The organism is Pseudomonas sp. MWU16-30317 (assembly GCF_020515695.1).
GTDB lineage: Bacteria > Pseudomonadota > Gammaproteobacteria > Pseudomonadales > Pseudomonadaceae > Aquipseudomonas.
On the sequence record NZ_JAIWJA010000005.1, the window covers coordinates 91,053 to 116,013 of the forward strand.

Here is a 24,961-nt window from a genome sequence, read left to right on the forward strand (position 1 = left end):
CCGGCCCTTCAGGCCTAATTGATTACGAGAGGACTTCAATGGACGACAACAAGAAGAAAGCCTTGGCTGCGGCCTTGGGTCAAATCGAACGTCAGTTCGGTAAAGGTGCGGTCATGCGCATGGGCGATCACGAGCGCCAGGCCATTCCTGCCATCTCTACCGGTTCGCTGGGCCTGGACATCGCGCTGGGTATTGGCGGCCTGCCAAAGGGCCGTATTGTCGAAATCTACGGCCCGGAGTCTTCGGGTAAAACCACGCTGACCCTGTCGGTCATCGCCCAGGCGCAAAAGGCAGGTGCTACGTGCGCCTTCGTCGACGCCGAGCACGCGCTTGATCCTGAATACGCCGGCAAGCTGGGCGTCAACGTCGACGACCTGTTGGTCTCGCAGCCTGACACCGGTGAGCAGGCGCTGGAAATCACCGACATGCTGGTGCGCTCCAACGCCGTTGACGTCATCATCGTCGACTCCGTGGCGGCCCTGGTACCCAAGGCTGAAATCGAAGGTGAGATGGGCGACATGCACGTGGGCCTTCAGGCCCGTCTGATGTCCCAGGCTCTGCGCAAAATCACCGGTAACATCAAGAACGCCAACTGCCTGGTGATCTTCATCAACCAGATCCGGATGAAAATCGGCGTCATGTTCGGTAGCCCGGAAACCACCACTGGTGGTAACGCGCTCAAGTTCTACGCTTCGGTCCGTCTGGACATCCGCCGGACCGGCGCGGTGAAGGAAGGCGATGAAGTGGTCGGCAGCGAAACCCGCGTCAAGGTCGTCAAGAACAAGGTCGCACCGCCATTCCGTCAGGCTGAATTCCAGATCCTGTACGGCAAGGGTATCTACCTGAACGGCGAAATCGTCGATCTGGGTGTGCTGCATGGTTTCCTGGAAAAATCCGGTGCCTGGTACAGCTACCAAGGCAGCAAGATCGGTCAGGGCAAGGCCAACTCGGCCAAGTTCCTGCAGGAGAACCCGGACATCAAGGCCGTCCTCGAGAAGCAGATCCGTGAAAAACTGCTGACCGGTGGTGTCGATGCCAAGAAAGCCGAGGCAGCCGCGCCTGCTCCTGCTGACGAGATGGTCGACGCTGACGCGGACTTCTGATCCCGTCCATGTCCACTGTCGTTCTGGATACCCCCGTCGCCGTGCGACGGACCGCAATGGACCTGCTCGCACGTCGCGAGCACGGTCGTGTCGAGCTGACGCGCAAGTTGCGTCAGCGCGGCGCTCCCCCCGAATTGATCGACCAGGCACTCGACCGTCTGACGGAAGAGGGTTTGCTGTCAGAAGCCCGTTATCTCGAAAGCTTTATTCGCTACCGTGCCCACTCAGGCTACGGTCCGCTGCGTATTCGGGAAGAGTTGAGTCAGCGAGGTCTGCAGCGCGCGGACATCGAGCAGGCACTGCGTGAGGCTGAATTTGACTGGTCGGCGCAACTGGCCAATACCTGGCAGCGCAAGTTCTCCGGGCAGTTGCCCCAGGACATGAAAGAGCGCGCGCAGCAGACCCGTTTCCTGGTGTATCGCGGCTATCCGCTGGAGTTGGTCGGCCGCCTGCTCAGCGGCCGCAGTTTCGACGACTGATACCCTAGCTGTGCTCGTGCAGCTTCGGTGTAGCGATGCTGGGCGTCGATACAGGCGCCTCGGCCCAGTTTTCCTTCTGATTGATAAAATCGACCAGCTCGCGCAACCGCCCTTGGTCACGACCATTGAAGTTGAAACCCAGCCGGGACAGGTGGCTGAATTCCGGTTCGTTGTGCTGTTCGCCGTCGTAGGCCTGCTGCACGAACGTATCGCTGAGGCACAGCGGGGCAAAATCCTTGCGGATGATGTCCAGCGCGGCATCGCTCAACGCGTGGCGGAGACGAATCACGAACAGCTTCTGCAGCCAGCGGGTCGAATGGAAGTTGCTGTAGAACTGGTCGATCTCCTGCACCGCTGCTTCTGCGCTGTGGACCAGCCGCAGCAGTTTCAGGTCGCTGGGCAGAATGTAGCGGTTGGCTTGCAGCTGCTGCTGAATGAAGTCCAGCGCGCCTTGCCAGAAACCACCGTCCGGTGTGTCCAGCAGCACCACAGGCACCAATGGACTTTTGCCGGTCTGGATCAGCGTCAGCACTTCCATGGCTTCATCGAGGGTACCGAAACCGCCTGGGCACAAGACCAGGGCGTCGGCTTCCTTGAGGAAGAACAGCTTGCGAATAAAGAAGAAATGAAACGGCAGCAGCTGTTCCGTGCCATCGATGGTGGCGTTGGCATGCTGCTCGAAGGGCAGGGTGATATTGAACCCCAGGCTGTGCTCGCGGCCTGCGCCTTTGTGTGCCGCAGCCATGATGCCGCCACCTCCACCGGTGATGACCATCATCCCGGCATCAGCCAGTGCAGCGCCGAGTTCCGTTGCCTGAGCGTAGAGCGGATGTTCCTGTGGCGTGCGCGCCGAGCCGAATACCGTGACCTTGCGGCGGCCCTTGTACTGTTCGAGCACGCGGAAGGCGTGGGTGAGTTCGCGCAGGGCCTGGAGGGTGATCTTGGCGTTCCAGCGATTGCTGTCGTCCTCGGCCATGCGCAGTACAGTCAGCATCATGTCACGATACAGCGAAAGATTGGGGCTATCAGGGGCGATCTGACGCAGCTGAGCGTCGATGCGAGTGGTGAGGTCTCGGCCATTGCTGTTGAAATGGGCGGATAAAAAGTCGTCCGGTTGGTACGGCATTCAACATCTCCTTCTGCACTTTGGCCCCATCGCGCAGCAGGCGGACAAGGGTGACAACACGGCGTGCCATGGGGTGACGATGGATTGATGATGGGCCCAACGGGTGATGGCTGGCAACGCCTTTTGCTCGGCTAGTGGCCATGGGCTACCGTTGGTCAGTTGATCCCAAACCTCGCCGATGTCTGATTTACTCAAGAGACGGGTGGCGAAATGGAAGCCCCGCATATGAATACGCGAGCAGGCACGGAGGCAAGGATGCAGCGCACGCATCATTTGTATCTTGAGATCGATGTCGGCCTCTACCGGCTACTAGAGCAGGCTGCGCAGGCGAGTGATCTCAGTGTCGAAGAGGAATGCCGGCGTCGGCTCGAGGGAGGCGAGCGGCGCTCGCGCTATCTGCAAGCGGTGATCGCCGATTTGCGTGCTGACGAGGCGCAACGCCTCGCCAGCGAACGGCCGCGATAGCGGTTTACTTCTTCTTGGTGGCGGGTGCTTTATCGGTCTTGATGTCGCAGTCGGCAGCCGTATAACGCTGGGTGCCGATGAACTTGTTGGTCTTGTATTCGGTAAAGTCGTAACGCATCACCGCGCCACGGGTCAGCAGATCGCGGAAGCCCTGGTTCTGGCAGACGCTGACGCCCAGTTGGTAGCGCACGGTATTCTTGTCGGCGCGCATTTTTTCAGCTTGTTCGGGACGCACGCTCAAATGGTCGATCAGTTCCTTGCCTTCAACGGTGAAGCCTTGGTCGAGAATGTCTTCGTTGATGGCGCGGGGGGTGCCCTCGCTGCTCTGCTTGGCCACTTGTTGAAGCATCTGGGTGAGTTCCGTGTCTTTCAAGGAGGCGGCTTGTGCGGCGAAAGGTAGGGCCAGCAACAGGGTCAAGGACGGAACGATAAAGCGCAACATGAAACACTCCTGATCGGGGGGGCCAGATAAAGGGACTGGGGGTTTGGACCCATGTCCTTTCCTTGCGTTCACATGTGCTTCCTTTGCGTTCACATGAACCGGGGCGCGCAATTATAGGCTGGCGGCGCGGTCGCCACCATCGCAAATGCCGCTAAAGCGCCGGACGCTCTGATAAACTGAGGCTATTCTTCGCCGCTGTGATCCGCAATGACCCACGCCGTTTCCCGCCTGCGCGCCCAGCGTCTGGCTCGCTGCACCAAACCTTTCGTTGCCCGAGGCTCCCGAGCGCCCCGTTGCCCTGGGTGTCGGGTCATTGCCAGCTATTGCCTGTGCCCATGGCGCCCGCAGGTGGCCGCGCAATCGTCGGTGTGCCTGTTGATGCACGATGTCGAGCCGCTCAAACCGAGTAATACCGGCTGGCTGATCGCTGATGTATTGAGCGATACCCAGGCCTTCAGCTGGTCGCGGGTGGAGATCGATCCGGCGCTGCTGGCGCTGCTCGATGATCCACAGTGGCAGCCTTATATCGTCTTTCCTGGCGAGTTCGTCGAGCCACAGCGCGTGACTCAGCAGGTCGAACCGATGCCGGGCAAGCGGCCTTTGTTCGTTCTGCTGGACGCCACCTGGAACGAAGCCCGCAAGATGTTTCGTAAAAGCCCCTATCTCGACCGCTTTCCGGTGTTGAGCCTGACCTCGGACCAACTGTCGCGCTACAAATTGCGTCGCTCCAAGCGTGACGATCACTTCTGCACCGCGGAAGTGGCGGCGTTATGCTTGGAACTGGCCGGTGATCAGCGTGCAGCCAGCGCGCTGGACGCTTGGCTGGACGCGTTCAGTGCTCATTATCTAGGGGCCAAGTACCAGCTCCCGGTGGACGTCGACGATCAATTGCACCAGCGTTTGCAGGCCTTCAACCCGGCATGATGGCCTGGCTGAACGCACCGACTTGACCACCCCGGCCCGGCTCGGCATGCTTGGCGCCGATTCAGGTGCGAAGATGCCCAGCGCCCGACCCCACAGGATCCACTGACCCATGGCCCACTACGACATCCTGATTGCAGACGATCACCCGCTGTTTCGCAGTGCCTTGCATCAGGCGATAACTCTCGGCCTTGGGCCGGACGCACGGTTGGTGGAAGTGGCCAGTATCGCCGAGCTCGAAGCCCGGCTGACGGAAAAGTCCGATTGGGATCTGGTCCTGCTCGACCTTAATATGCCGGGCGCCTACGGTTTCTCGGGCCTGGTGCTGCTGCGCGGGCAGTATCCGCAGATTCCGGTGGTGATGGTCTCGGCTCAGGAAGAAGCGGCGGTGATGGTCAAGTCCCGCGAGTTCGGTGCCAGTGGCTTCATTCCCAAGTCCGGCAGCCTGGAGGCCATTCAGGAGGCGGTGCGTACGGTTTTGGACGGCGATGTCAGCTGGCCGCCACAAGCGTTCGAAGCCGTCAGCGTTTCGGCCGAGGCCAAGGCCGCCAGTGCCGGCCTGGCCGCCCTGACGCCGCAGCAATTTCGCGTGCTGACCATGGTCTGCGAAGGCCTGCTCAACAAACAGATCGCCTTCGAGCTGAGCGTATCCGAAGCGACGATCAAGGCGCATGTCACGGCTATTTTCCGCAAGCTGAACGTGCGCACCCGCACCCAGGCGGCCCTGCTGTTGCAACAACTCGAATCCATCGGCAGCCATTGAGTACTGATGGCCATTTTCTGACACTCCAGGCACTCCTTTATTCATGTCCCCCTTCAAAGGCCAAAAAGGCCTCAAGCGTATCTTCAATGCCGGTGGTTATTCACTCGCAGGCCTGCAAGCGGCGTTCACCGGCGAAGCGGCGTTTCGTCAGTTGGTACTCGCCAATGTGGTGCTGATTCCTGTCGCCTTTTTGCTCAACGTCAGCCGGGTTGAACGTGCGTTGTTGATCGCCGTCTGCCTGCTGGCATTGATCGTCGAGTTGATCAACTCGGCGATCGAGGCGGCCATCGACCGGATTTCCCTCGATCTGCATCCGTTGTCGAAAAACGCCAAGGACATGGGCAGCGCCGCGCAGTTGGTGGCCATGACCATGATCGGTGTCGTCTGGGCACTGATTCTGCTTTAAAGCTTCAGGCAATGTCCGGCAATACGATTTCGTCACTACGCCTCACGCCACGAGTGAACGAGCGGCACAGGTCGAGGAATTCGCGCATTGCCGAGGTTTGATACTTCTGCTTGTGCCAGATGAAGAAGAACTGCCGCGCCAGGTCCAGCTCCGGCGTCTGTACCGCCACCAGGCTGCCGCGCCGAAAGGCATCGCGCAGGGCCAGCCGCGAGATGCAGCCGATGCCCAGGCCCGATTCCACGGCGCGCTTGATCGCTTCGGTGTGTTCAAGCTCCAGGCGCACATTGAGGCTTGAGCGATGGTGGCGCATTGCCTGATCAAACGTCAGACGAGTGCCGGAACCCTGTTCGCGAAGTATCCAAGCTTCTCGCGTTAAGGCTTCCATGCTGGCTGGGCCGCTGCCGGCCAAGGGATGCTTGGGTGAGCAGAACACCACCAGTTCGTCTTCGACCCAGGGTTGCACCTCGATATCGGGATGGCTACAGTCGCCCTCGATCAGCCCCAGGTCGATTTCGTAGTGCGCGACCTGCTGGACGATGTTGGCAGTATTCTGCACGTGCAGCTTCACTTGGCTTTCAGGGTGTACCTGCATGAAATGCCCGATCAGCAAGGTTGCCAGGTAATTGCCGATGGTCAGGGTTGCACCCACCGCCAGCGAGCCGAAGCCGGATTTGCCATTGAGCAGGTCTTCGATCTCCTTGGCCTGATCGAGCAAGGCGACGGCCTGGGGCAGCAGTTGATGGCCGAGGGCGTTGAGGCTCAGACGCTTGCCGGCCCGGTCGAACAGTTGGCAGCTGGTTTGGCGCTCCAGCTCGGTGATCGAAGTGCTGGCGGCCGATTGCGACAGCGCCAATTGCACAGCCGCGCGCGAGACGCTTTCCTGCTGGGCGACGGCAACGAATACCTGGAGTTGTCTGAGAGTAAATCGCATATCGATATAACCGATAACCTATATCTTGATAATTCAGTTAACAGATATTGTTGCTGGCTTTAAACTATTGCGCAATCGCGCTCTATGGTCAGCGCACCGTTCTTTCAGGAGCCATCGTCAATGAGCAACATGAACCACGAACGCGTTCTCAGTGTGCACCACTGGAACGACACCCTGTTCAGCTTCAAGTGCACGCGTGATCCAGGCCTGCGCTTCGAGAACGGGCAGTTCGTGATGATCGGCCTGCAGCAGCCCAACGGCCGTCCGTTGATGCGTGCCTATTCCATCGCCAGCCCGAACTGGGAAGAGCATCTGGAGTTCTTCAGCATCAAGGTGCCCGATGGCCCGCTGACCTCGCAGCTGCAGCATCTCAAGGAAGGCGACGAGATCATCATCAGCAAGAAACCCACCGGTACTCTGGTGCTTGACGACCTCAAGCCTGGCAAGCACTTGTACCTGTTGAGCACCGGCACTGGCCTGGCGCCGTTCATGAGCGTCATCCAGGATCCGGAAACCTACGAGCGTTTCGAAAAGGTCATCCTCTGCCACGGCGTGCGTTACGTGAACGAAGTCGCTTACCGCGAGTTCATCACCGAGCATCTGCCGGCCAACGAGTTTTTCGGCGAAGCGCTGCGCGACAAGCTGATCTACTACCCCACCGTGACGCGCGAGCCGTTCGAGAACGAAGGCCGCCTTACCGACTTGATGCGCAGCGGCAAGCTGTTCAGCGATATCGGTCTGCCACCGATCAATCCTCAGGACGACCGCGCGATGCTGTGCGGCAGCCCGAGCATGCTCGACGAGACCAGCGAAGTGCTCAACAGCTTCGGCCTCACCGTTTCGCCGCGTATGCGCGAGCCAGGTGATTACCTGATCGAGCGCGCCTTCGTCGAGAAATAATCGGCGCCGATCAAAAAGCCGCTCCACCCACACGGGTCGAGCGGCTTTTTCATGCGCGCACGTTCAAGCTGTGAGACTGGCAGAACCCAGTCCCACAGATCACACCACTTCCAGGACCCGAATCAGCCCAGGCTCGGGATAGTGCCAGCGCACGTCCACATCCCACAGCCGCACGCCGTATTGGCGCTCCGGTGTCGGCACCTGATACGCCGGGCGTGGGTCCTGTGCCAGGCACTGCTCGATCAGCTCCATCAGTGGCTCGCCGAGGCGCTGACCGTGCTCACGGGCACTGTGTAGTGCCTCATCGTGCCATTGCACGGCGATCAGTTCGGGCGCTGCACTGGCCATGTGATTGTGTGCCCCATCGATAATATCGGCATAGGGCACGTACGGTTTGATATCCAGCACCGGCGTGCCATCCAGCAGATCAATGCCGGACACCCACAGCCTGCCTGCCTCGACCTTGTCCAGGCGCACCACCGACTGGCCTATCCCGTTAGGGCGGTGGGTGGCGCGTGTCGCAAAGACCCCCATCGAGGTATTTCCGCCCAGGCGCGGCGGCCGCACTTTGAGGCGGGGTGTGTCTTCCAGGGCCTGATGGAACAGGAACACCAGCCACACATGGCTGACCTGTTCCAGGCCTTGCACCGCGTCACCGTTATTGAACGGCGCCACCAGCTCCACCACGCCGCGGGCCGCCGGAGCGAGTTGGGGTTGCCGGGGGATGGCGAATTTTTCCTTGAAGCAGGAGCGGACGAAACCGACCGGGGAAACGCTATGGCTCATGGGGCACCAGGTAGCGGAAAATCATGGGAGCGCGATCAGAATGACTTGCAGCCGGCGACCTTGAAAGGGCCCGCGATGCGTATCCAGCCAACGCCTGGGTAGGTTTGCGAGCAGACGTAGACGCCTTCCTGGGTCTTGCTCTGCCATCGGTACCAGTACGCAGGTTTCGCTTCGCACAGGCCGGGAAGACTTGCGAGCAGCAGGGCGGCAACAACGACACGTGGCGTCACGGCAAACTCCTTGAGGCTCGAATCCTGAAGTGGCTGGGATAGCGCTTTCGCGGGCAAGCCCTGCTCACAGGTGTACGGCGATAGCGCTGTTTACACCCTGAGAGTAAAGCTTGCTCGCGAAGAGGACTAGCCCGGCTTCAGCCGCGAACGCGCAGGGTCAAGCCCTTGAGGAAATTGCGCAGCAGTTGGTCGCCGCACGGGCGATAGTTATTGTGGCCAGCCTTGCGGAACAGAGCGCTGAGCTCTGGCTTGGACACCGGAAACTCCACCGACTTGAGGATGGCGTGCATGTCGTCTTCCTTGAGCTCGAAGGCCACGCGCAGCTTTTTCAGCACGGTGTTGTTGGTCACCGGCAGTTCGATCGGCTGGGCTGGACGGCTGTCATCCTTGCCCCGCTTGAAGATCACCAGGCCATCGAGAAAATGCGCCAGCACCGTGTCGGGGCAATGGACGAAGCCTTCTTCCTCTTCCTTGGTCAGGTAGGCGGCGACTTCTTCCCTGGTCGCTTCGCCACCACCGAGTTTGATCAGCTCGACGACTTTGGCGTCGCCGATGTCGATCATGTAGCGCACGCTGCGCAGTACATCGTTTTGAATCATGAAATCGAATCCTGGATAAACGACGTCGCCAACTCGGCGACGCCTGAAAACGGCTTAGAACTTCTCGGTGGTCGCCATGTAGCGCCATTCGCCGACGGGCAGTTTGCCCATGGATACGCCGCCGATACGGATGCGACGGATCGACACCACGTTCAGCCCGACGCTGTTGCACAGTTGCACCAAGACACCCGGCAGCGGGTTTTTCAGTACGATGCGCAGGCGGGTTTCGTTCTGCCAGCTGACTTTCACCGGTGGCAGCGCTTTGCCCTTGTAGGTGACGCCATGCTGCAGGCGGTTGAGGCCGTGCTCGCTCATGTCGCCGCTGATTTCGACGACGAACTCCTGCTCCAGCTTGGCGATGTCATCGCTGAGCTTGCGAGCGATACGCCAGTCCTGAGTAAACACCTGCAGGCCGGCGCAGTACTCGGGTAACTCGGCAGCGCAGCTAAGGCGCACGAAGTGCCCGCGCAACGGCCGTTTACCGTAGCGATGGGCCTCGGACAAATTCTCCGGAGCGAGCAATCGCTGCAACTGTTCGCGGCTCTGTTCGGCGGGCTGGTGCGCCAGCAAGGTGATCGGGTCGGGGGCCACGGCCTTTGCTTGTGCATCGAGCTCGACGCGCTGAGCCTCGACCTTGAATTGCGGTTCGTCGACGATTTCGCCGTCCACCCGGACCCAGCCGCCCTCGATGAACAGCTCTGCCTCACGGCGCGAGCACCCGACCAGTTCGATCAGGCGTTTGGAAAGGCGAGTGGGTTCAGACATGACAGCGACCGTGGCAAGATAAGGCCGCCATTGTACCCGCGTGGCGCGCGATATTCGCCGTTTAATCTTCGCTCAGGCACTGCGTACGCTCTGCCGCGCGGCCAGGCGCAAGTGCAGCAACGGGTAGGGATGCCCCAGACCGTCCTGCTCGCAGCGGCCGATCACTTCGAAACCCTGTTTGAAATAGAAGCCCACGGCCTGGGCATTCTGCTCGTTGACGTCGATCAGATCAGCATTCAGGTGTTCGATGGCATAAGTGAGCAGTTGCTTGCCCACACCCTGGCCGCGATGGCGAGGGGCGACGAAGAGCATTTCCACCTTGCCGGCGGCCACGCCGGCGAACCCCATGATGCGCTGCTGCGGATCGCGTATGCAGATCAGCATGACGGCGTCCAGGTAGTGTTCAAGCACCAGGGTCCGCAGCTCGCGGATGTAGTCGTCGGGCAAAAACTTGTGCGTGGCCCGCACCGATGACTCCCACACTTTGGTCAGCTCGGGGTAGTCGCTTTGGTGGGGCGTGACGATGGTGGGTTCGTTAGGCATTGCGGCAGTCTCCATGACGGGGCAGTCCATGGGTAACTATAGTGGGCAGGAAGGATTTTTGTCATCGCCACTACCGTCTTCGCGAGCAAGCTTTGCGCTCACTGGGTGAACTCCGGTAGGGGGAACAACCCGGTGGGAGCAAAGCTTGCTCGCGAAGAGGCCAGTATGATTGGCGATGATTACAGTGGAGTAGCCCACAGATCATATTCATCGGCATCGGTCACCCGGCACCAGATCTTGTCGCCAGGCTTGATGCTGCCATCGCTTTCGATGAACACGTTGCCGTCGATTTCCGGGGCGTCGAAGAAGCAGCGGCCGACAGCGCCTTGCTCGTCGACTTCATCGATCAGCACTTCGATTTCCTTGCCGATCTTCATCTGCAGGCGTGCCGCGCTGATGGCTTGCTGGTGCGCCATGAAGCGGTCCCAGCGATCCTGCTTGACGTCGTCCGGCACCACGGCCGCGTCCAGCAGGTTGGCCGGCGCGCCTTCGACCGGCGAGTACTGGAAGCAGCCGACGCGGTCGAGCTGTGCTTCGGTGAGCCAGTCGAGCAGGTACTGGAAGTCTTCTTCGGTCTCGCCCGGGAAGCCGACGATGAAGGTCGAACGGATGACCAGATCCGGGCACTGCTCGCGCCAGTTCTTGATGCGCGCCAGGGTCTTGTCTTCGAAGGCCGGGCGTTTCATCAGCTTGAGCACTTTGGGGCTGGCGTGCTGAAACGGGATGTCCAGATACGGCAGGATCTTGCCGGCGGCCATCAGCGGAATCACGTCATCGACGTTGGGGTACGGATAGACGTAGTGCAGGCGCACCCACACGCCCAGGCTGCTGAGTGCCTGGCACAGCTCGAGCATGCGGGTCTTGACCGGCTGGCCATTCCAGAAGTCGGTCTTGTACTTGACGTCGACGCCGTAGGCGCTGGTGTCCTGGGAGATCACCAGCAGCTCCTTGACGCCTGCTTTGACCAGGCGCTCGGCCTCGCTCAGCACGTCGCCCACCGGGCGGCTCACCAGTTTGCCGCGCATCGACGGGATGATGCAGAAGCTGCAGCTGTGGTTGCAGCCTTCGGAAATCTTCAGGTAGGCGTAATGACGCGGGGTCAGCTTGATACCTTGCGGGGGCACCAAATCGATCAGCGGGTTGTGATCCTGGCGCGGCGGAACGACGTCGTGCACGGCATTGACGACCTGCTCGTACTGCTGAGGGCCGGTCACCGACAATACGCTGGGGTGCACATTGCGAATGGCGCTTTCTTCCACGCCCATGCAGCCGGTGACGATCACACGGCCGTTTTCGGCCAGGGCTTCGCCGATCACTTCCAACGATTCAGCCTTGGCGCTGTCAATGAAACCGCAAGTGTTGACCACTACCACATCGGCGTCCTGATAGGTCGCCACCACTTCGTAGCCTTCCATGCGCAGTTGAGTCAGGATGCGCTCGGAATCTACCAGGGCCTTGGGGCAACCCAGAGAAACGAAACCGACCTTGGGGGCGGCTGACGAAGGGACGGTGGACATGGCTAACCTCGGTATTGAATCTTGATATCTGAACGGCCACACGCAAGCGGCCAGGCGGGCGCTGTAGACGCCTCTTGATCAAAAAGTGCGCAATTCTATCCATGGCCAAGGCGCTTGACCAGCTTTATAGAGGGAAATGCGACGAGTGCTGCGCTATGCTTCGCGGCGTTGCGCTCGGTCACGCGGTGATGGGCAGCAAAGAATCGGGACCCGATGCGCACAAAAGTGCGCCGATCCTCAAAGTTTTCGCGGGCCCAGGTACAGGTTTCAGGAGTGGTTGATGGTTCAGGCAAACAGTCAGGCGGGCACCGGGCATTCTCGCCCCGGTGCGGTGGGTATGTTGGTGGCGGCCGTGGGCGTGGTCTATGGCGACATTGGTACCAGCCCGTTGTACACCCTGCGTGAGGTGTTTTCCGGAGGTTACGGGGTTCCCGTCAACCATGATGGCGTGTTGGGCATCCTGTCGCTGATCTTCTGGTCGCTCATCTGGGTGGTCTCGATCAAATACATGCTGTTCGTGTTGCGCGCCGACAACCAGGGCGAGGGCGGGATCATGGCGCTGACGGCGCTGGCCTCCCGTGCCGCCGCCAACCACCGGCGCCTGCGGGCATTGCTGGTGGTGTGCGGGCTGGTGGGCGCGGCGCTGTTCTATGGCGACAGCATGATTACCCCGGCCGTGTCGGTGCTCTCGGCGATCGAGGGCCTGGAACTGGCCTTCGATGGCATCGAGCATTGGGTCGTGCCCTTGTCGCTGGTGGTGCTGGTGGCGCTGTTCCTGATCCAGAGCCGTGGTACGGCGCGTATCGGCAAGCTGTTCGGCCCGGTCATGGTGCTGTGGTTTCTGGTGCTGGGCGCGCTGGGCCTGTATGGCATCGTGCAGAACCCCGAGGTGATCAAGGCGCTCAACCCGATGTGGGCGGTGCGCTTCTTCGTGGTCCACCCTGGCATGGGCGTGGCGATTCTTGGCGCCGTGGTACTGGCATTGACCGGTGCCGAGGCGCTGTACGCCGACATGGGCCACTTCGGCCGCCAGCCGATCGCCCGTGCCTGGTTTATCCTGGTGCTGCCGGCGCTGGTGCTTAACTACTTCGGCCAGGGCGGTTTGCTGCTGTCCGATCCGGAGACGGCACGCAACCCCTTCTACCTGCTGGCACCCAGCTGGGCATTGATTCCCTTGGTGGCGCTGTCGACCCTGGCCACAGTCATCGCCTCCCAGGCGGTGATTTCCGGTGCCTTCTCGCTTACGCGCCAGGCCATCCAGCTCGGCTATATCCCGCGCATGTACATTCAGCACACCTCGAGCGCAGAAGAGGGGCAGATCTACATTGGTGCGGTCAATTGGTCGCTGATGGTCGGTGTGATCCTGCTGGTGGTGGGCTTCGAGTCCTCCGGTGCGCTGGCCTCGGCGTACGGCGTTGCGGTCACCGGGACCATGCTGATGACCACGATTCTGGTCTCGGCGGTCATGTTGCTGCTGTGGAAATGGCCACCGTTGCTGGCGGTGCCGGTGTTGATCGGCTTTTTGCTGGTGGATGGCCTGTTTTTCGCCGCCAACGTGCCGAAGATCGTCCAAGGCGGCGCTTTCCCGGTACTGGCCGGCACCGTGCTGTTCATCCTCATGACCACTTGGAAGCGCGGCAAACAGCTGCTGGTCGAGCGCCTCGACGAGGGCGCGCTGCCGCTACCGATCTTTATCGGCAGTATCCGCGTGCAACCGCCGCACCGAGTGCAGGGCACCGCGGTGTTCCTGACTGCACGCTCCGACGCGGTGCCCCACGCGCTGCTGCATAATTTGCTGCATAACCAGGTGTTGCACGAGCAAGTGGTACTCCTGACGGTACTCAACGAAGACACGCCGCGGGTCAGTGCCGAGCGCCGGGTCGAGGTGGAAAGCTACGGCGAAGGCTTTTTCCGGGTGATCCTGCATTTCGGCTTCATGGACGAGACCGATGTGCCTGGCGCGCTGGCCCTGTGTCATCTGGATGAGCTGGATTTCAGCCCGATGCGCACTACCTACTTCCTGAGTCGCGAGACGGTGATCGCTTCGAAGATCGTTGGCATGGCTAGGTGGCGCGAGGCGTTGTTTGCGTTCATGTTGAAGAACGCCAATGGTAATTTGCGCTTCTTCAATCTGCCGCTTAATCGGGTGATCGAGTTGGGTACCCAAGTAGAGATGTGATGGTTGCTGGTGCGGGTTTGAGGGCATCTTGCAGGTCGGTTTTTGGTTGATCGGTCGTTGGCGGGGCACTTTGGATCGGGGTGGTTCTGCTTTCGAGCCGGCCTTGGGGTCGCGGCCCCCGCCATTGGCCCTTCGCTTTGGCTCAGGGTTCCCGCACTTCGACGCACTGGCGAGGGGCACGCCCCGATGGGCCTTCCGTGGCCCAACGGGGCTTAGCCGGCATCCATGCCGGCTATCCCCTCGCCAGCACGTCGAAGCGCGGCCTGCTGGAAGGGGGCCGCGACCCCAAGGCCGACTCGAAAGCAGAACAGTGATACTTGCGGCGTTATCGAGCTTTTAAAAGCGTTAGCGGTGGCGCCTCAACTTCCGACTGGCTCTGCTTGCGCTTCAGCCTGGGCGGTGCCCCTCCAGCAGGCCGCGTGGAGGCTTCTGAATCGGTGGCTTCCCGGCATGGATGCCGGGGAAGCCGCGTTGAGCCATGGAGAGCGATTCGCGGCGTGCCACCGATTCAGAAGCCGGAACGCGGGAACCCCGAGCGTCAGCGAGGGGCCAATGTGGGGCGCCGCCCAGGCTGGAGCGCAAGCAGAGCCGCACCCCAATCCCCAGCCCCCTCACCACCAACAAAAAAGCCCGAATCCATAAAGAACTCGGGCTATTCATCACCACCGAAAAATCACTTCTGAGCAGTGTCTTCCTTACCCTGGAACTTGTCGATCGCATCCGTCAGGCGCTTAGCCAGTGCCGGGTAGTTCTCGTCGAAGTGGTGACCGCCAGGCAGCTCCAGCTTGGTGCCCGGAGCGGTGGCCTCGGTGCAGCCGGTCTCGTCTGCCTCTTCCTTGCCGTACACACAGAGCACCTTGGCAGCGGGCAGCTTGGCCATTTCCGGTCCGGTGGGGGCCTCTTTGCCAGCTGCGCCGAGCCAGCCTTCGACTGCGATCTCGAAGCTGCCGGTACGGGCGAAGGCCAGCAGGATCACGCCATCGATGTGGCTCTGGTCTTCGGGCAGCAGGCGATTGTAGACCGCTGGCAACACGTCGGCGCCAAATGAGTAGCCGGCCAGGATGAAGCGTTTGGTGCCCCATTTCTGCCGATAGAAGTGCATCAGCTGAGCGAGGTCGTAGGCGGTTTCCTCCGGGCTCTTGTGCTGCCAGTAGTAGCGCAGCGTGTCGATACCCACCACCGGGTAGCCGAGCTTGGCCATTTCGCCTGCTACGTCGCGGTCCAGATCGCGCCAGCCACCGTCACCGGAGAGGAACAGCGTCACGGTGTCGGAGGATTGCCCCGCAGGCACCTCCACCACTGGAATCTTCAACTGACCAGCGGATTGCCCGACCAGGACGTCAGTCAGCGAATTCTTCATCACCTGTGGCAGGTTTACATCGTAGTCACTGATGCTGGTCTGAGCGTTGGGCTGGTCGCGCACGAAGGCAGCGGCGACGTCGTCCGGGTTGTCATTCCAGGCCACGGTCCATTTGCCGTGGGGTGCGGACTTGATCAGTGGCGTCTTGCATTTGGGCTCGAAGGGCGGCGGCGGCACGGCTGGCTTCGGCGCGTCCGGGTCCGGTTCCTCGGCATGCTCGATGGTGAAGTCCACCGAGATGGCCTGGGCCTTGTCGTTGTTCTGGCTGGCCAGCCATTGCCACGCCAGGGTCGCACCAGGGCCGATGCCGCTGACCACGTCAGGTGCGCCATCGAGCTTCTTCAGGCCGGCTTGCAATGCCTGGGCCTGCAGAGTGCAATCGTCTTTGGGCAGGACGATCTGGAGGATCTGCGCCGAGCCGGACTGGCTCAGGTCCAGCAACTGGTTGTCATTGAGCATCTGCTCGGCCGGAACCGCCAGTGCCACTCGCGACTTGATGCGCGTGCCCGGGGTCACCAATGCCGCCTTGCTGCCGTCGCTCAGGGCGATTTGCTCCACATGGGCCGCCGGGGCAGGGCGGTTCCAGAGCCAGTAACCGCCCGCCAGCGCGAGGATCAATACCACCAGCGTGACGAGAACTGCTCGCCCGTAACGTCGAATCATCAGCGTTTCACCAATCCAGTCAAGCCGCCCGCGATCAGGGCGGCAGTATCAGCCAATGCCACCATCGGATCGAGTCCTGCGGGCACGGCCATATAACGAGGTTCCCAGTCAGGCTGGAACTTGTCTTTGAAGCGACGCAGCCCCTGGAAGTTATACAGTTGCTCGCCGCGTTGAAACACCATCGAACCCAGACGCTGGGTCAGCGGGGCGCCACGCCGCGTCTGCAAGCCGGACAAAGGCACCATCCCCAGGCTGAAACGCGCATAGTCCTTGGCTTTGTAGTGCTGGATCAAGCCGACCATCATGAACTCCATGGTCAGCTTCGGCGCCTCAGGATGCGCGCGCATCAGGTCCAGGCTGGCCAGGTCGTGGCGATCGGTTTCGAGCAGGTTGGCGAAGGCCACCGGCTTGCCTTCGAAATGGACGATGACAATACGGAAATGCTTGAGGTAGTCGGCGCTGAACCGGCCTAGGGAGAAGCCTTTTTCGCGCACATTCTTACCTGATAACCAGGCGTCTGAGATGATTTTTAGTTCATCCAGCGGAGCGGTGCCAGGTTCGTAGACTTCCAGCGACAGGCCGTCGCGGGTGCCGCGATTCCAGGTGTAGCGCAGGTCCTTCATCTCCTTGCCCTTGGCTTCGAGGTCGAAGGTGTGCAAGTTGACGCGGGCTTCTTCGCCGAGCTTGATGGCAGTCAGGCCGATATCCATATAGAAGGGCAGGTTCTCGGCGCGCACCTGGTAGAACACCGGGCGGGCGTGGTGCAGGTCGCACAGGTCACGGAACTGCCAGATCATCTCTGCCCGTGGCTGAGTCGGGCCGATCGGATCATAGAGCGCCACCAGGCTGCGACCGCGCCGGGCGTACATGATGAACGCCTTGTCGTTAGGGTGGAACAGCAGTGCCTTGTCGCCGGTCAGGGCCAGGCCACCGTCCGGCTGACTGGAATGCGCGAGGATACGGGCGGCGCGCTCGAGTTCTTCCGGGGTCGGCAAATGGATGGTCGGCCGCGCCGTGCGCAACAGCCAGGTCAGGGCGACGATGATCAACAGCACCGCGCTGCCCAGAGCCGAGCGCAAACCACGGGGCGCATCGGCATCCAGGGTGAACTGCCACCACAACTGGTTGTTGTAGGGCACGTCCTGATAAGCGAAGAACAGCAGCCAGATCGAAGACGCCACCACGCAGGCACTCGACACCAGCCACACGCCCGAGAACGGCACCTCCAGCAAGCGGCTAGGGCGATAGAAGGAGCGGCGGAACACGGCCAGCAAGGCGGCGGTGAGGGTCAGCATGGTCGCTTCCTCCCAATCGAAACCCTTGAGCAGCGACAACAGCGCGCCGACCAGCAGCAGAATGGTGGTCAGCATCCACGCGGCGGACAGGCGCCGACGCAGGCCCTGAGCCAGCAGCAGGCAGAGCACGCCGATCAGGCTGGCGCCGAAGTGCGAGGCGTCGATAAGCCGATGGGGGAGGAGAAAGCCCATATGCTCCAGACGGGTGTCGATTTCAGGGGTTGCGCCAGAAAACAGCAGCACTACGCCAGACAGGAACACCAGCAGTGCGAGCACTGGCGCCGCCAGCCCGGAGGCCACGCGAATGGCTTGTTGGGCAAAGAAGAAGCGCCGACCTTCGTTGATCAGCAGCATCACGCAGGCGACCAGCAACGGCAGTACCACATAGATGATGCGGTACAGCAACAGGGCCGCTGCCAGGGGCGCCGCGCCTATCTGATCGGCGAACGCGGCCAGCAAGATGGCTTCGAACACCCCGACGCCGCCGGGCACGTGGCTCAGCACCCCAGCTGCCAGGGCCAGCAGGTACACCAGCAGGAAGGCGCCGAACGGCGGTGTTTCGGGCAACAGCAAATACAGCACGGTCGCGGCGGCTGCCACGTCGAGGGCAGTGATCACCAATTGCAGCAGGGTCAGGCGCAGGGTCGGCAAGCGCAAGGTACGGCGCCCGACGCGGACCAGCAGATTGTTGGCGATGGGTTGTTCCGGCAGGCGCCGACGGTAGATGCCGATAGCCAAGGCGGCGAACAACAGCAGGACGGCGCAGGCGACGCTCCCAAGCAGGCCTTCCGAAAGCCCGAGGGCAGTTGCCGCAGCGGGCAAATCGCTCAGCGTCGCAAGAGCCGCCAGTGGCGGCAGCGCACAACCCAGGGAAAGGCTGGCGAACAGAGTCATGCGCGCGACTTCGGTAGCGCCCATGCCTTTGCGTGAATAAAGGCGGTAGCGCACTGAGCCACCGGACAGCAGCGACAAGCCGATGGCGTTACCGATGGCGAAGGCGGTGAAGCCGCCCAATGCCAGCGTCGCCGGTTTGAGATCGGCGCCGGCGTATCGGCTCGCGGACCATTCGTAGCCCAGCAACACGATAAAGCCGACCACCGTCGCGGCCAACGCGCCTGCCAGCGAAGAGCGCGGCGTGCTCAACACCGAGTCGTGCAGGGCGTATATATCCATCTCGAACAACAAATGCCAACACGCTATCAACGCAATACCGAACAACAACAGCGTCACCGTCAACCCGATCGGCTGCCGATAGCGGCTCAGCAGTTCCAGCCAGCGCAGGCGTCGAGGATCTACGGGGTGGACGGGAGCACTGCTGGTGTCAACTTCCTGTGAGTCGGGGCGCATCAAAAACCTCGTGGACGCTGGACGACGGGATTCAGCCAATCCAGTCTTTTTTACCTGTCCATCTGAAAAAAAAGTGTAATTCCAATGTTAACCCGTACGACCATTTAGCGGCGAACCCGTGCGAAGCTTTAGAGGAAGTTTCACGATTGGGCCAGCGCTGGTGACATTGACGATAGTCTAAGGGATTGAAATGTCAGTTTTTTTAGCGCGCACAAAAAAGGCCACTCTCTCAAGTGGCCTTCTTCGACGTTTGGTTGCGGGAGCCGGATTTGAACCGACGACCTTCGGGTTATGAGCCCGACGAGCTACCAGACTGCTCCATCCCGCGTCTGTGGATGCGCATTCTATAGATTCTCGACTGCGTGTCAAGGATCTATTTGATAAAACTGAAAAAAGACAAAAGAGGCAGATACAAAAAAGGCCACTTTTTCAAGTGGCCTTCTTTGATGTTTGGTTGCGGGAGCCGGATTTGAACCGACGACCTTCGGGTTATGAGCCCGACGAGCTACCAGACTGCTCCATCCCGCGTCTGTGGAGTTGATTCTACAGGGACGCGCTGCCTTGTCAAACGATGATTTTCAGAAAATTCTTTTCGTTCAATCGCTTAGCGAGCTAAGAAGGGCCTCCAGAGCAGCAGGGGCGGGGGTTTGAGACCTATCGAAGGACTATTTTCGATTGATAAAATAAATTGGGTGGCCGCTCACCAAGGAATTTTCCCACAACAGATGCGGCATTCAGCTGTCGATGCGATACTGTACAAAATACCAGTTCACACGGTTTTCCAGGGCAGAGCTCCACTCGACCATGACCCAACGCAAAATCATCCACGTCGATTGCGACTGTTTTTATGCCGCCATCGAAATGCGCGATGACCCGCAATTGGCGGGCAAGCCGTTGGCTGTCGGCGGCTCGGCCGAGCGCCGAGGGGTAATCGCTACGTGCAATTACGAGGCGCGTGCCTACGGTGTGCGCTCAGCGATGTCATCGCGACATGCCCTCAAGCTCTGCCCGGACCTGCTGATCGTCAAGCCGCGCATGGATGCCTATAAAGAAGCCTCCCGCGAGATTCACACCATATTTCGCGAATACACCGACCTCATCGAACCCTTGTCGCTGGATGAAGCCTATCTGGACGTGTCCGATTGCGCCCATTTTGCCGGCAGCGCCACGCGTATCGCCCAGGATATTCGCCGCAAGGTTTCCAAGCGTCTGCATATCACCGTGTCGGCCGGGGTGGCGCCGAACAAGTTTCTCGCCAAGATTGCCAGCGATTGGCGCAAGCCCGATGGACTGTTCGTGATTACCCCGGGGGAGGTCGAGGATTTTGTCGCCGACCTGTCGGTCAGCAAGTTGCACGGGGTCGGTAAGGTCACCGCTGACAAGCTGCAACGCCAAGGCATCGAGCGCTGCCTGGATCTGCGGCAGTGGAGCAAGCTCAAACTGGTGCGCGAGTTCGGCAGTTTCGGCGAACGCCTTTATAGTCTGGCGTGGGGCATCGATGAGCGCCCGGTGCAGAACGACAGCCGGCGTCAGTCAGTGAGTGTGGAAAACACCTACGACAAGGACTTGCCAGATTTGGCCAGTTGCCTGGACAAGCTGCCGGAGCTGATGGCGACGCTCGAAGGGCGGATGGCGCGGATCGACAGCAGCTATCGCCCCGGCAAGCCTTTCGTCAAGGTCAAGTTCCACGATTTCACCCAGACCACCCTGGAGCAGGCGGGCGCAGGCCGCGACCTCGACAGCTATCAGCAGTTGCTGACTCAGGCATTCGCGCGCGGCGGCAAGCCGGTGCGTCTGCTGGGCATCGGTGTGCGCCTGCTCGACCTGCGCGGCGCCCATGAACAGCTGGAGCTGTTCAGTTCCTGAGCGTCAGTGATTCGGTACCGTCACATGGCGGCCAGCGCGGGCCAAGGCCCGAAGAAAATCGTGCTGCAGTTCCGGGTCGTTGCGCGTCAGCTCGATCAGGCTCTGCTCCAGATCAGCCGCCTCGGCCTCGAAACCCAGCTCCGACAGGCGCTTGACGCGATGCACCCACTGGCCAACTTCGTCGTCCTCCAGATCATCGAAAATCAGCCCACGCGCTTCCACCAGTTTGCTTCGCAAATCATTGCTCAGGTCCAGGGACGCCTCGCCATGGGTATGGTCGTCGTCGTCCTTGGCGCTGAATTGCAGGCGTGCGACGTTGCGCAGGCTGTTGTCGGCGAACGGGCTGTCGAGCAGATTGACCCGCACCACTCCCTCGCGGTCGGTAGTGAGCGAGTACAGGTGGCTACCTGCAGTCACGTCTACCGGGCGGTTGCTCCACGGCAGGCTGATGACCTCCCGGTGTTTGTCCTTCTGTACTTCCTTGACGCTGGCCAGGTTCTGTTCGGCGCGACCGCTGGAGGGCATGTTCATCGCCGGATTGAGGCCGGCCAGACCATCGGTGATCCAGTCGTGGGTCACGCTGTCGGGCAGGCGGCCCAAAGCGAAGATATTGACCACGTTGGCGCCCACACCACCCACCACGGCGACGGCCCCCAGCGGGATCTCGTAGACCTTGCGCCAAGGTTGATAGGGGGTATAGCGGTCATAGTTGCGGGTGACTTCGAACTCGGTGACTTCGAAAGTCCGGTGTTCGTTGACGCGCACACGGCGCTGCGGCTCGTCGAGAGTCGTTGGTTCGCCGACGTCGATCTGCACGCTGTGCTCGAGCAATTTGCGCTCTACACGTTCCTCGTGTTCGTTGCGCGGCGACATGTGGTTGGCGCAGCCAGCGAGGAACAAAGCGCCGCACAAGGCGGCGCCTTTAAGCGCTAGCGGCAGTACAGGGCTGGCCGCCAGGGGCTTTGGTTTGTCCATGATCGGTCTGCCGTCAGCGGCCCACGCGAGCCTGGATGAACTCGAGCACGTCGGCAACGGCCAGCGCCTGAGGCTCGCTGTCGGTACGGCCCTTGTATTCCAGATTGCCTTCGGCCAGGCCGCGGTCGCTGACCACGATGCGGTGCGGGATACCGATCAACTCCATGTCGGCGAACTTGATGCCGGGGCTGGTCTTCTTGTCGCGGTCATCCAGCAGCACGTCGAAACCGGCGGCGGTCAGCTCGGCATAAAGCTTGTCGGTGGCCTCGCGGACCTGTTCGGTTTCGTAGCGCAGCGGTACCAGGGCGATCTGGAACGGTGCCAGGGCGTCGCTCCAGATGATGCCGCCGGCGTCGTTGTTCTGCTCGATGGCGGCTGCCACCACGCGCGAAACGCCGATACCGTAGCACCCCATGGCCAGTGTCACAGGCTTGCCGTTTTCGCCCAGCACCTGGCACTTGAGCGCTTCGCTGTACTTGGTGCCGAGCTGGAAGATATGCCCGACTTCGATACCGCGCTTGATGCTCAGGGTGCCTTTGCCGTCCGGGCTCGGGTCGCCGTCGACGACATTGCGCAGGTCGGCCACTTCCGGCAGCGGCAGGTCACGCTCCCAGTTGACGCCGAAGTAGTGCTTGTCGTCGATGTTGGCGCCGATACCGAAGTCGCTCATGAACTGCACCGAGCGATCGATGATGCACGGCAGGGGCAGGTTCAGCGGGCCCAGGGAGCCCGCGCCTGCGCCGATGGCATTACGCAGCTCGGCGTCGGTGGCCATGACCAGCGGGCTGGCGACCAGCGGATGGTTGCCTGCCTTGATTTCGTTGAGCTCGTGGTCGCCACGGATCACCAGGGCGATCAGCTTGCCTTCTTCGGCGGCACGCACGATCAGCGTCTTGACGGTTTTCTCGATGGCCAGGTTGTAGCCTTCGACCAAGGCGGCGATGGTTTTCGCATCGGGGGTGTCGACCAGGCGCAGTTCTTCGCTCGGGGCAGGGCGTACGGTTTCCCGTGGCACGGCCTCGGCTTTTTCGATGTTGGCGGCGTAGTCGGAGCCATCGCTGAAGGCAATGTCATCTTCGCCGGACTCGGCCAGCACGTGAAACTCATGGGAGCCAGCGCCACCGATCGAGCCGTTGTCGGCTTCTACCGGGCGGAATTTCAAGCCCAAGCGGGTGAACACGTTGCAATAGGCCTGGTGCATGCGGTCATAGGTGACCTGCAGCGACGGCTGATCGGCGTGGAAGGAGTAGGCGTCCTTCATGATGAACTCGCGGGCGCGCATCACACCGAAGCGTGGGCGAATCTCGTCGCGGAATTTGGTCTGGATCTGGTACAGGTTGATCGGCAACTGTTTATAGCTGCTCAATTCATTGCGGGCGATGTCGGTGATCACCTCTTCGTGGGTCGGGCCGGCGCAGAATTCGCGACCGTGGCGATCCTTGAGGCGCAGCAGCTCGGGGCCGTATTGCTCCCAGCGGCCCGATTCCTGCCACAGCTCGGCGGGCTGGATGCCAGGCATCAACACTTCGAGGGCGCCAGCGGCGTCCATTTCCTCGCGCACGATGCGCTCGACCTTGCGCATCACGCGCAGCCCCATCGGCAGCCAGGTGTAGAGGCCCGACGCGAGTTTGCGAATCATCCCGGCGCGCAGCATCAGCTGGTGGCTGATAACCACTGCATCGGAAGGGTTTTCTTTGAGGGTGGCGAGCAAATATTGACTGGTGCGCATGGTAGGCCGTTGTCTGTTGCTGAATTTTATGTAAGGCGGGCATTGTACGGTGCTGGTCTGGAGACGTACAGGGCAGGGCGTTTGTCGCGCCGGCTGAATGGAGAAAGCCCGGCGCGGGCCGGGCTTTCTCGGGTGTTACAAGCGTTTCGGACACCTCGGTTACAGGATCGAGATAGGGTAGTCCACCATCAGGCGGAATTCGTCGACGCTGCCGTCGGCCTGGCCGCCACTCGAACGGTGCCATGCCTGACGCATGCGAAACGACATGTTCTTGACCGGCCCGGTCTGTACGACGTACTTGGCCTCCAGATCCCATTCGTGGTGGCTAGCGTCATCAGAGGTACTGGAAAAACCATAGCTGGTATAGGCGCTGTCGGAGGCCACTGCATTGATATGATCGCCGTACACGTAACGGGTCATGAAGCTGAGGCCGGGAACCCCATAGGTCGCCAGGTCCAGGCCGTATTGGGCTTTCCACGAGCGCTCGCCCGGGCCGTTGAAGTCAGAGTATTGGACGGAGTTGGCGAGGAAGATCGAGTCGCCGAAGGCCATGCCATCGCCGTTGTCCTTGCGACCGCCAACACCGATGTAGTCGAACGGCGTGTCACCGTTGACCTTCTGGAAGCCGAGGGTCACGGTGTGTGCGGTCAGGAAGGTGTAGGCGGCGCCCAGGGAGAAGGTGTTGTTGTCGATATCGCCCAGTTTGGCCGAGCCGTCATCCTTGGTCTTGTAGTAGTTGAAATCGAACGTCACCGATTGGTCGGAGGGCAACGTCAACACGTAGTTGGCGTTGGCGTAGTACTGTTTCCAGAGATCGTCGAGTTTCGATGCATAGAGGCCAAACGTGAAGGCGTCGGTGGCGGCGTAGTGGCCGCCGATATAGTCGATCGAGTCGGCCGAGATGCTGGTGTAGGCCGACCCCAGGTTGCCGCCACGGGCAGTGCTGGTGCCGCTGGTGGTGGAGGTGAAATGACCGCCTTCCAGGTCCAGGCCTTTGATTTCGCTGCTTTGAATCTGGATGCCGGTTGCGGTTTGCGGAACGATGCGGCTACCGCCGACGGCGAATACCGGGCTGGTGGTGGGCTGCATGTCGCCAATGGTCAACTGAGTCTTGGAGACGCGCACTTTGGCGTCAACCCCGGCTTTACCATATTGGCCGTCGCCAGCCGGCAGGTTGCCCGAACCGGTGTGACCGTCGCCGCCGTCCAGCTTGTAGGTGGCGTAGCCGAATGCATCGACGCCAAAACCTACGGTGCCTTGGGTGAAGCCCGAGCTGAACACGCCTTGGAAGCTCTGCGTCCAGTCGCGGGGGTCATTGCCGCCGCCAAGGGTGTTGCGGTTGAAGTAGTAGTTGCGCAGCAGCAGGTTCAAGGTGCTGTCTTCAACGAAGCCCTTGGCGTCTGCCTGATCGCTTACAAAAGCAGCGGCCGAGGCCAATTGGCTGGTCGCTGCTGTGACGGCGAACGCGATTGCGCTCCACTTTGGTACTTTCATCGGTGATTGCTCCTTTGAGTGAGTCTGGATCTGCCGTCCTTCTGTAGGTAGCGGCTAGTATTGCGTTGCCGGATAGC

23 protein-coding genes and 2 tRNA genes are annotated in these 24,961 nt (G+C 61.0%); 9 read left to right on the forward strand and 16 right to left on the reverse strand.

Annotated elements, in window-relative coordinates; genetic code table 11:
* Positions 1-38 precede the first annotated feature (38 nt).
* Both recA and recX read left to right on the forward strand, forming a co-directional pair.
* Positions 39-1,103, forward strand: a complete 1,065-nt coding sequence (recA, locus tag LIX93_RS15665) for a recombinase RecA (protein WP_226504975.1) — start codon at positions 39-41, stop codon at positions 1,101-1,103.
* Between the two features lie 8 nt (positions 1,104-1,111).
* A complete protein-coding gene (gene recX / locus LIX93_RS15670) occupies positions 1,112-1,582 on the forward strand; it encodes a recombination regulator RecX (RefSeq protein ID WP_226504976.1) in 471 nt (156 codons plus the stop codon).
* Positions 1,583-1,586: 4 nt separating this feature from the next.
* Here recX and LIX93_RS15675 read toward each other — a convergent pair whose 3' ends face one another.
* Positions 1,587-2,708, reverse strand: coding sequence for a TIGR00730 family Rossman fold protein (locus LIX93_RS15675; protein WP_226504977.1), 1,122 nt, complete (start codon positions 2,706-2,708; stop codon positions 1,587-1,589).
* A 255-nt stretch (positions 2,709-2,963) separates the two neighbouring features.
* Between LIX93_RS15675 and LIX93_RS15680 the strand changes: the two genes are divergently transcribed.
* Entirely contained in the window at positions 2,964-3,173 is a 210-nt protein-coding gene (locus tag LIX93_RS15680; RefSeq protein ID WP_226504978.1) for a hypothetical protein, read from the forward strand.
* Positions 3,174-3,177: 4 nt separating this feature from the next.
* On the opposite strand, the gene LIX93_RS15685 is transcribed toward LIX93_RS15680, so the two are convergent.
* Entirely contained in the window at positions 3,178-3,615 is a 438-nt protein-coding gene (locus LIX93_RS15685) for a PA3611 family quorum-sensing-regulated virulence factor (protein ID WP_226504979.1), read from the reverse strand.
* 207 nt (positions 3,616-3,822) lie between these two features.
* Between LIX93_RS15685 and LIX93_RS15690 the strand changes: the two genes are divergently transcribed.
* From LIX93_RS15690 to LIX93_RS15700, 3 genes are all read left to right on the forward strand, one after another.
* Positions 3,823-4,539 (forward strand): tRNA-uridine aminocarboxypropyltransferase, encoded by a 717-nt coding sequence (locus LIX93_RS15690; RefSeq protein WP_226504980.1) that lies wholly within the window; start codon positions 3,823-3,825, stop codon positions 4,537-4,539.
* 109 nt (positions 4,540-4,648) lie between these two features.
* Positions 4,649-5,299 (forward strand): response regulator transcription factor ErdR, encoded by a 651-nt coding sequence (gene erdR, locus LIX93_RS15695; RefSeq protein ID WP_226504981.1) that lies wholly within the window; start codon positions 4,649-4,651, stop codon positions 5,297-5,299.
* 43 nt (positions 5,300-5,342) lie between these two features.
* A complete protein-coding gene (locus tag LIX93_RS15700) occupies positions 5,343-5,705 on the forward strand; it encodes a diacylglycerol kinase (protein WP_226504982.1) in 363 nt (120 codons plus the stop codon).
* Between the two features lie 4 nt (positions 5,706-5,709).
* Here LIX93_RS15700 and LIX93_RS15705 read toward each other — a convergent pair whose 3' ends face one another.
* The gene (locus tag LIX93_RS15705) at positions 5,710-6,636 is read right to left on the reverse strand and encodes a LysR family transcriptional regulator (RefSeq protein ID WP_226504983.1); all 927 of its coding nucleotides are present in this window, start codon (positions 6,634-6,636) and stop codon (positions 5,710-5,712) included.
* A gap of 120 nt (positions 6,637-6,756) precedes the next feature.
* Between LIX93_RS15705 and fpr the strand changes: the two genes are divergently transcribed.
* A complete protein-coding gene (gene fpr / locus LIX93_RS15710; RefSeq protein WP_226504984.1) occupies positions 6,757-7,536 on the forward strand; it encodes a ferredoxin-NADP reductase in 780 nt (259 codons plus the stop codon).
* 99 nt (positions 7,537-7,635) lie between these two features.
* Here fpr and tsaA read toward each other — a convergent pair whose 3' ends face one another.
* From tsaA to rimO, 6 genes are all read right to left on the reverse strand, one after another.
* Positions 7,636-8,322, reverse strand: coding sequence for a tRNA (N6-threonylcarbamoyladenosine(37)-N6)-methyltransferase TrmO (tsaA, locus tag LIX93_RS15715; RefSeq protein WP_226504985.1), 687 nt, complete (start codon positions 8,320-8,322; stop codon positions 7,636-7,638).
* A 35-nt stretch (positions 8,323-8,357) separates the two neighbouring features.
* Positions 8,358-8,552: a hypothetical protein gene (locus tag LIX93_RS15720; protein ID WP_226504986.1), complete on the reverse strand. Its 195-nt coding sequence runs from the start codon at positions 8,550-8,552 to the stop codon at positions 8,358-8,360.
* A 137-nt stretch (positions 8,553-8,689) separates the two neighbouring features.
* Positions 8,690-9,151 carry a DUF1456 family protein gene (locus LIX93_RS15725; protein ID WP_226504987.1) on the reverse strand — a complete coding sequence of 154 codons (462 nt, stop codon included), beginning with the start codon at positions 9,149-9,151 and terminating at the stop codon, positions 8,690-8,692.
* Positions 9,152-9,205: 54 nt separating this feature from the next.
* Positions 9,206-9,916, reverse strand: a complete 711-nt coding sequence (locus LIX93_RS15730; protein WP_226504988.1) for an rRNA pseudouridine synthase — start codon at positions 9,914-9,916, stop codon at positions 9,206-9,208.
* Between the two features lie 72 nt (positions 9,917-9,988).
* Positions 9,989-10,459 carry a GNAT family N-acetyltransferase gene (locus LIX93_RS15735; protein WP_226504989.1) on the reverse strand — a complete coding sequence of 157 codons (471 nt, stop codon included), beginning with the start codon at positions 10,457-10,459 and terminating at the stop codon, positions 9,989-9,991.
* Between the two features lie 179 nt (positions 10,460-10,638).
* On the reverse strand, positions 10,639-11,976 hold the full coding sequence (gene rimO, locus LIX93_RS15740) for a 30S ribosomal protein S12 methylthiotransferase RimO (RefSeq protein WP_226504990.1): 1,338 nt from the start codon (positions 11,974-11,976) through the stop codon (positions 10,639-10,641).
* Positions 11,977-12,256: 280 nt separating this feature from the next.
* On the opposite strand from rimO, the gene LIX93_RS15745 reads away from it, so the two are divergent.
* The gene (locus LIX93_RS15745) at positions 12,257-14,155 is read left to right on the forward strand and encodes a potassium transporter Kup (RefSeq protein ID WP_226504991.1); all 1,899 of its coding nucleotides are present in this window, start codon (positions 12,257-12,259) and stop codon (positions 14,153-14,155) included.
* Positions 14,156-14,828: 673 nt separating this feature from the next.
* Here the strand turns inward: LIX93_RS15745 and LIX93_RS15750 are convergent.
* The 4 genes from LIX93_RS15750 to LIX93_RS15765 form a co-directional block, all read right to left on the reverse strand.
* Positions 14,829-16,178, reverse strand: a complete 1,350-nt coding sequence (locus tag LIX93_RS15750) for an AcvB/VirJ family lysyl-phosphatidylglycerol hydrolase (RefSeq protein WP_226504992.1) — start codon at positions 16,176-16,178, stop codon at positions 14,829-14,831.
* Positions 16,178-18,820 (reverse strand): bifunctional lysylphosphatidylglycerol flippase/synthetase MprF, encoded by a 2,643-nt coding sequence (gene mprF, locus LIX93_RS15755; protein WP_226504993.1) that lies wholly within the window; start codon positions 18,818-18,820, stop codon positions 16,178-16,180. Before mprF ends, LIX93_RS15750 begins: the two co-directional genes overlap by 1 nt.
* Positions 18,821-19,071: 251 nt before the next feature.
* A tRNA-Met gene (locus LIX93_RS15760) sits at positions 19,072-19,148 on the reverse strand.
* Between the two features lie 123 nt (positions 19,149-19,271).
* A tRNA-Met gene (locus LIX93_RS15765) sits at positions 19,272-19,348 on the reverse strand.
* Positions 19,349-19,624: 276 nt separating this feature from the next.
* Between LIX93_RS15765 and dinB the strand changes: the two genes are divergently transcribed.
* The gene (gene dinB / locus LIX93_RS15770) at positions 19,625-20,686 is read left to right on the forward strand and encodes a DNA polymerase IV (protein WP_226504994.1); all 1,062 of its coding nucleotides are present in this window, start codon (positions 19,625-19,627) and stop codon (positions 20,684-20,686) included.
* A 3-nt stretch (positions 20,687-20,689) separates the two neighbouring features.
* Here the strand turns inward: dinB and LIX93_RS15775 are convergent, their stop codons facing one another.
* The 3 genes from LIX93_RS15775 to LIX93_RS15785 form a co-directional block, all read right to left on the reverse strand.
* Positions 20,690-21,661 (reverse strand): hypothetical protein, encoded by a 972-nt coding sequence (locus tag LIX93_RS15775; RefSeq protein ID WP_226504995.1) that lies wholly within the window; start codon positions 21,659-21,661, stop codon positions 20,690-20,692.
* Between the two features lie 13 nt (positions 21,662-21,674).
* A complete protein-coding gene (locus LIX93_RS15780; protein WP_226504996.1) occupies positions 21,675-23,390 on the reverse strand; it encodes a proline--tRNA ligase in 1,716 nt (571 codons plus the stop codon).
* Positions 23,391-23,549: 159 nt separating this feature from the next.
* Positions 23,550-24,884 (reverse strand): OprD family porin, encoded by a 1,335-nt coding sequence (locus tag LIX93_RS15785; protein ID WP_226504997.1) that lies wholly within the window; start codon positions 24,882-24,884, stop codon positions 23,550-23,552.
* Positions 24,885-24,961 lie beyond the last annotated feature (77 nt).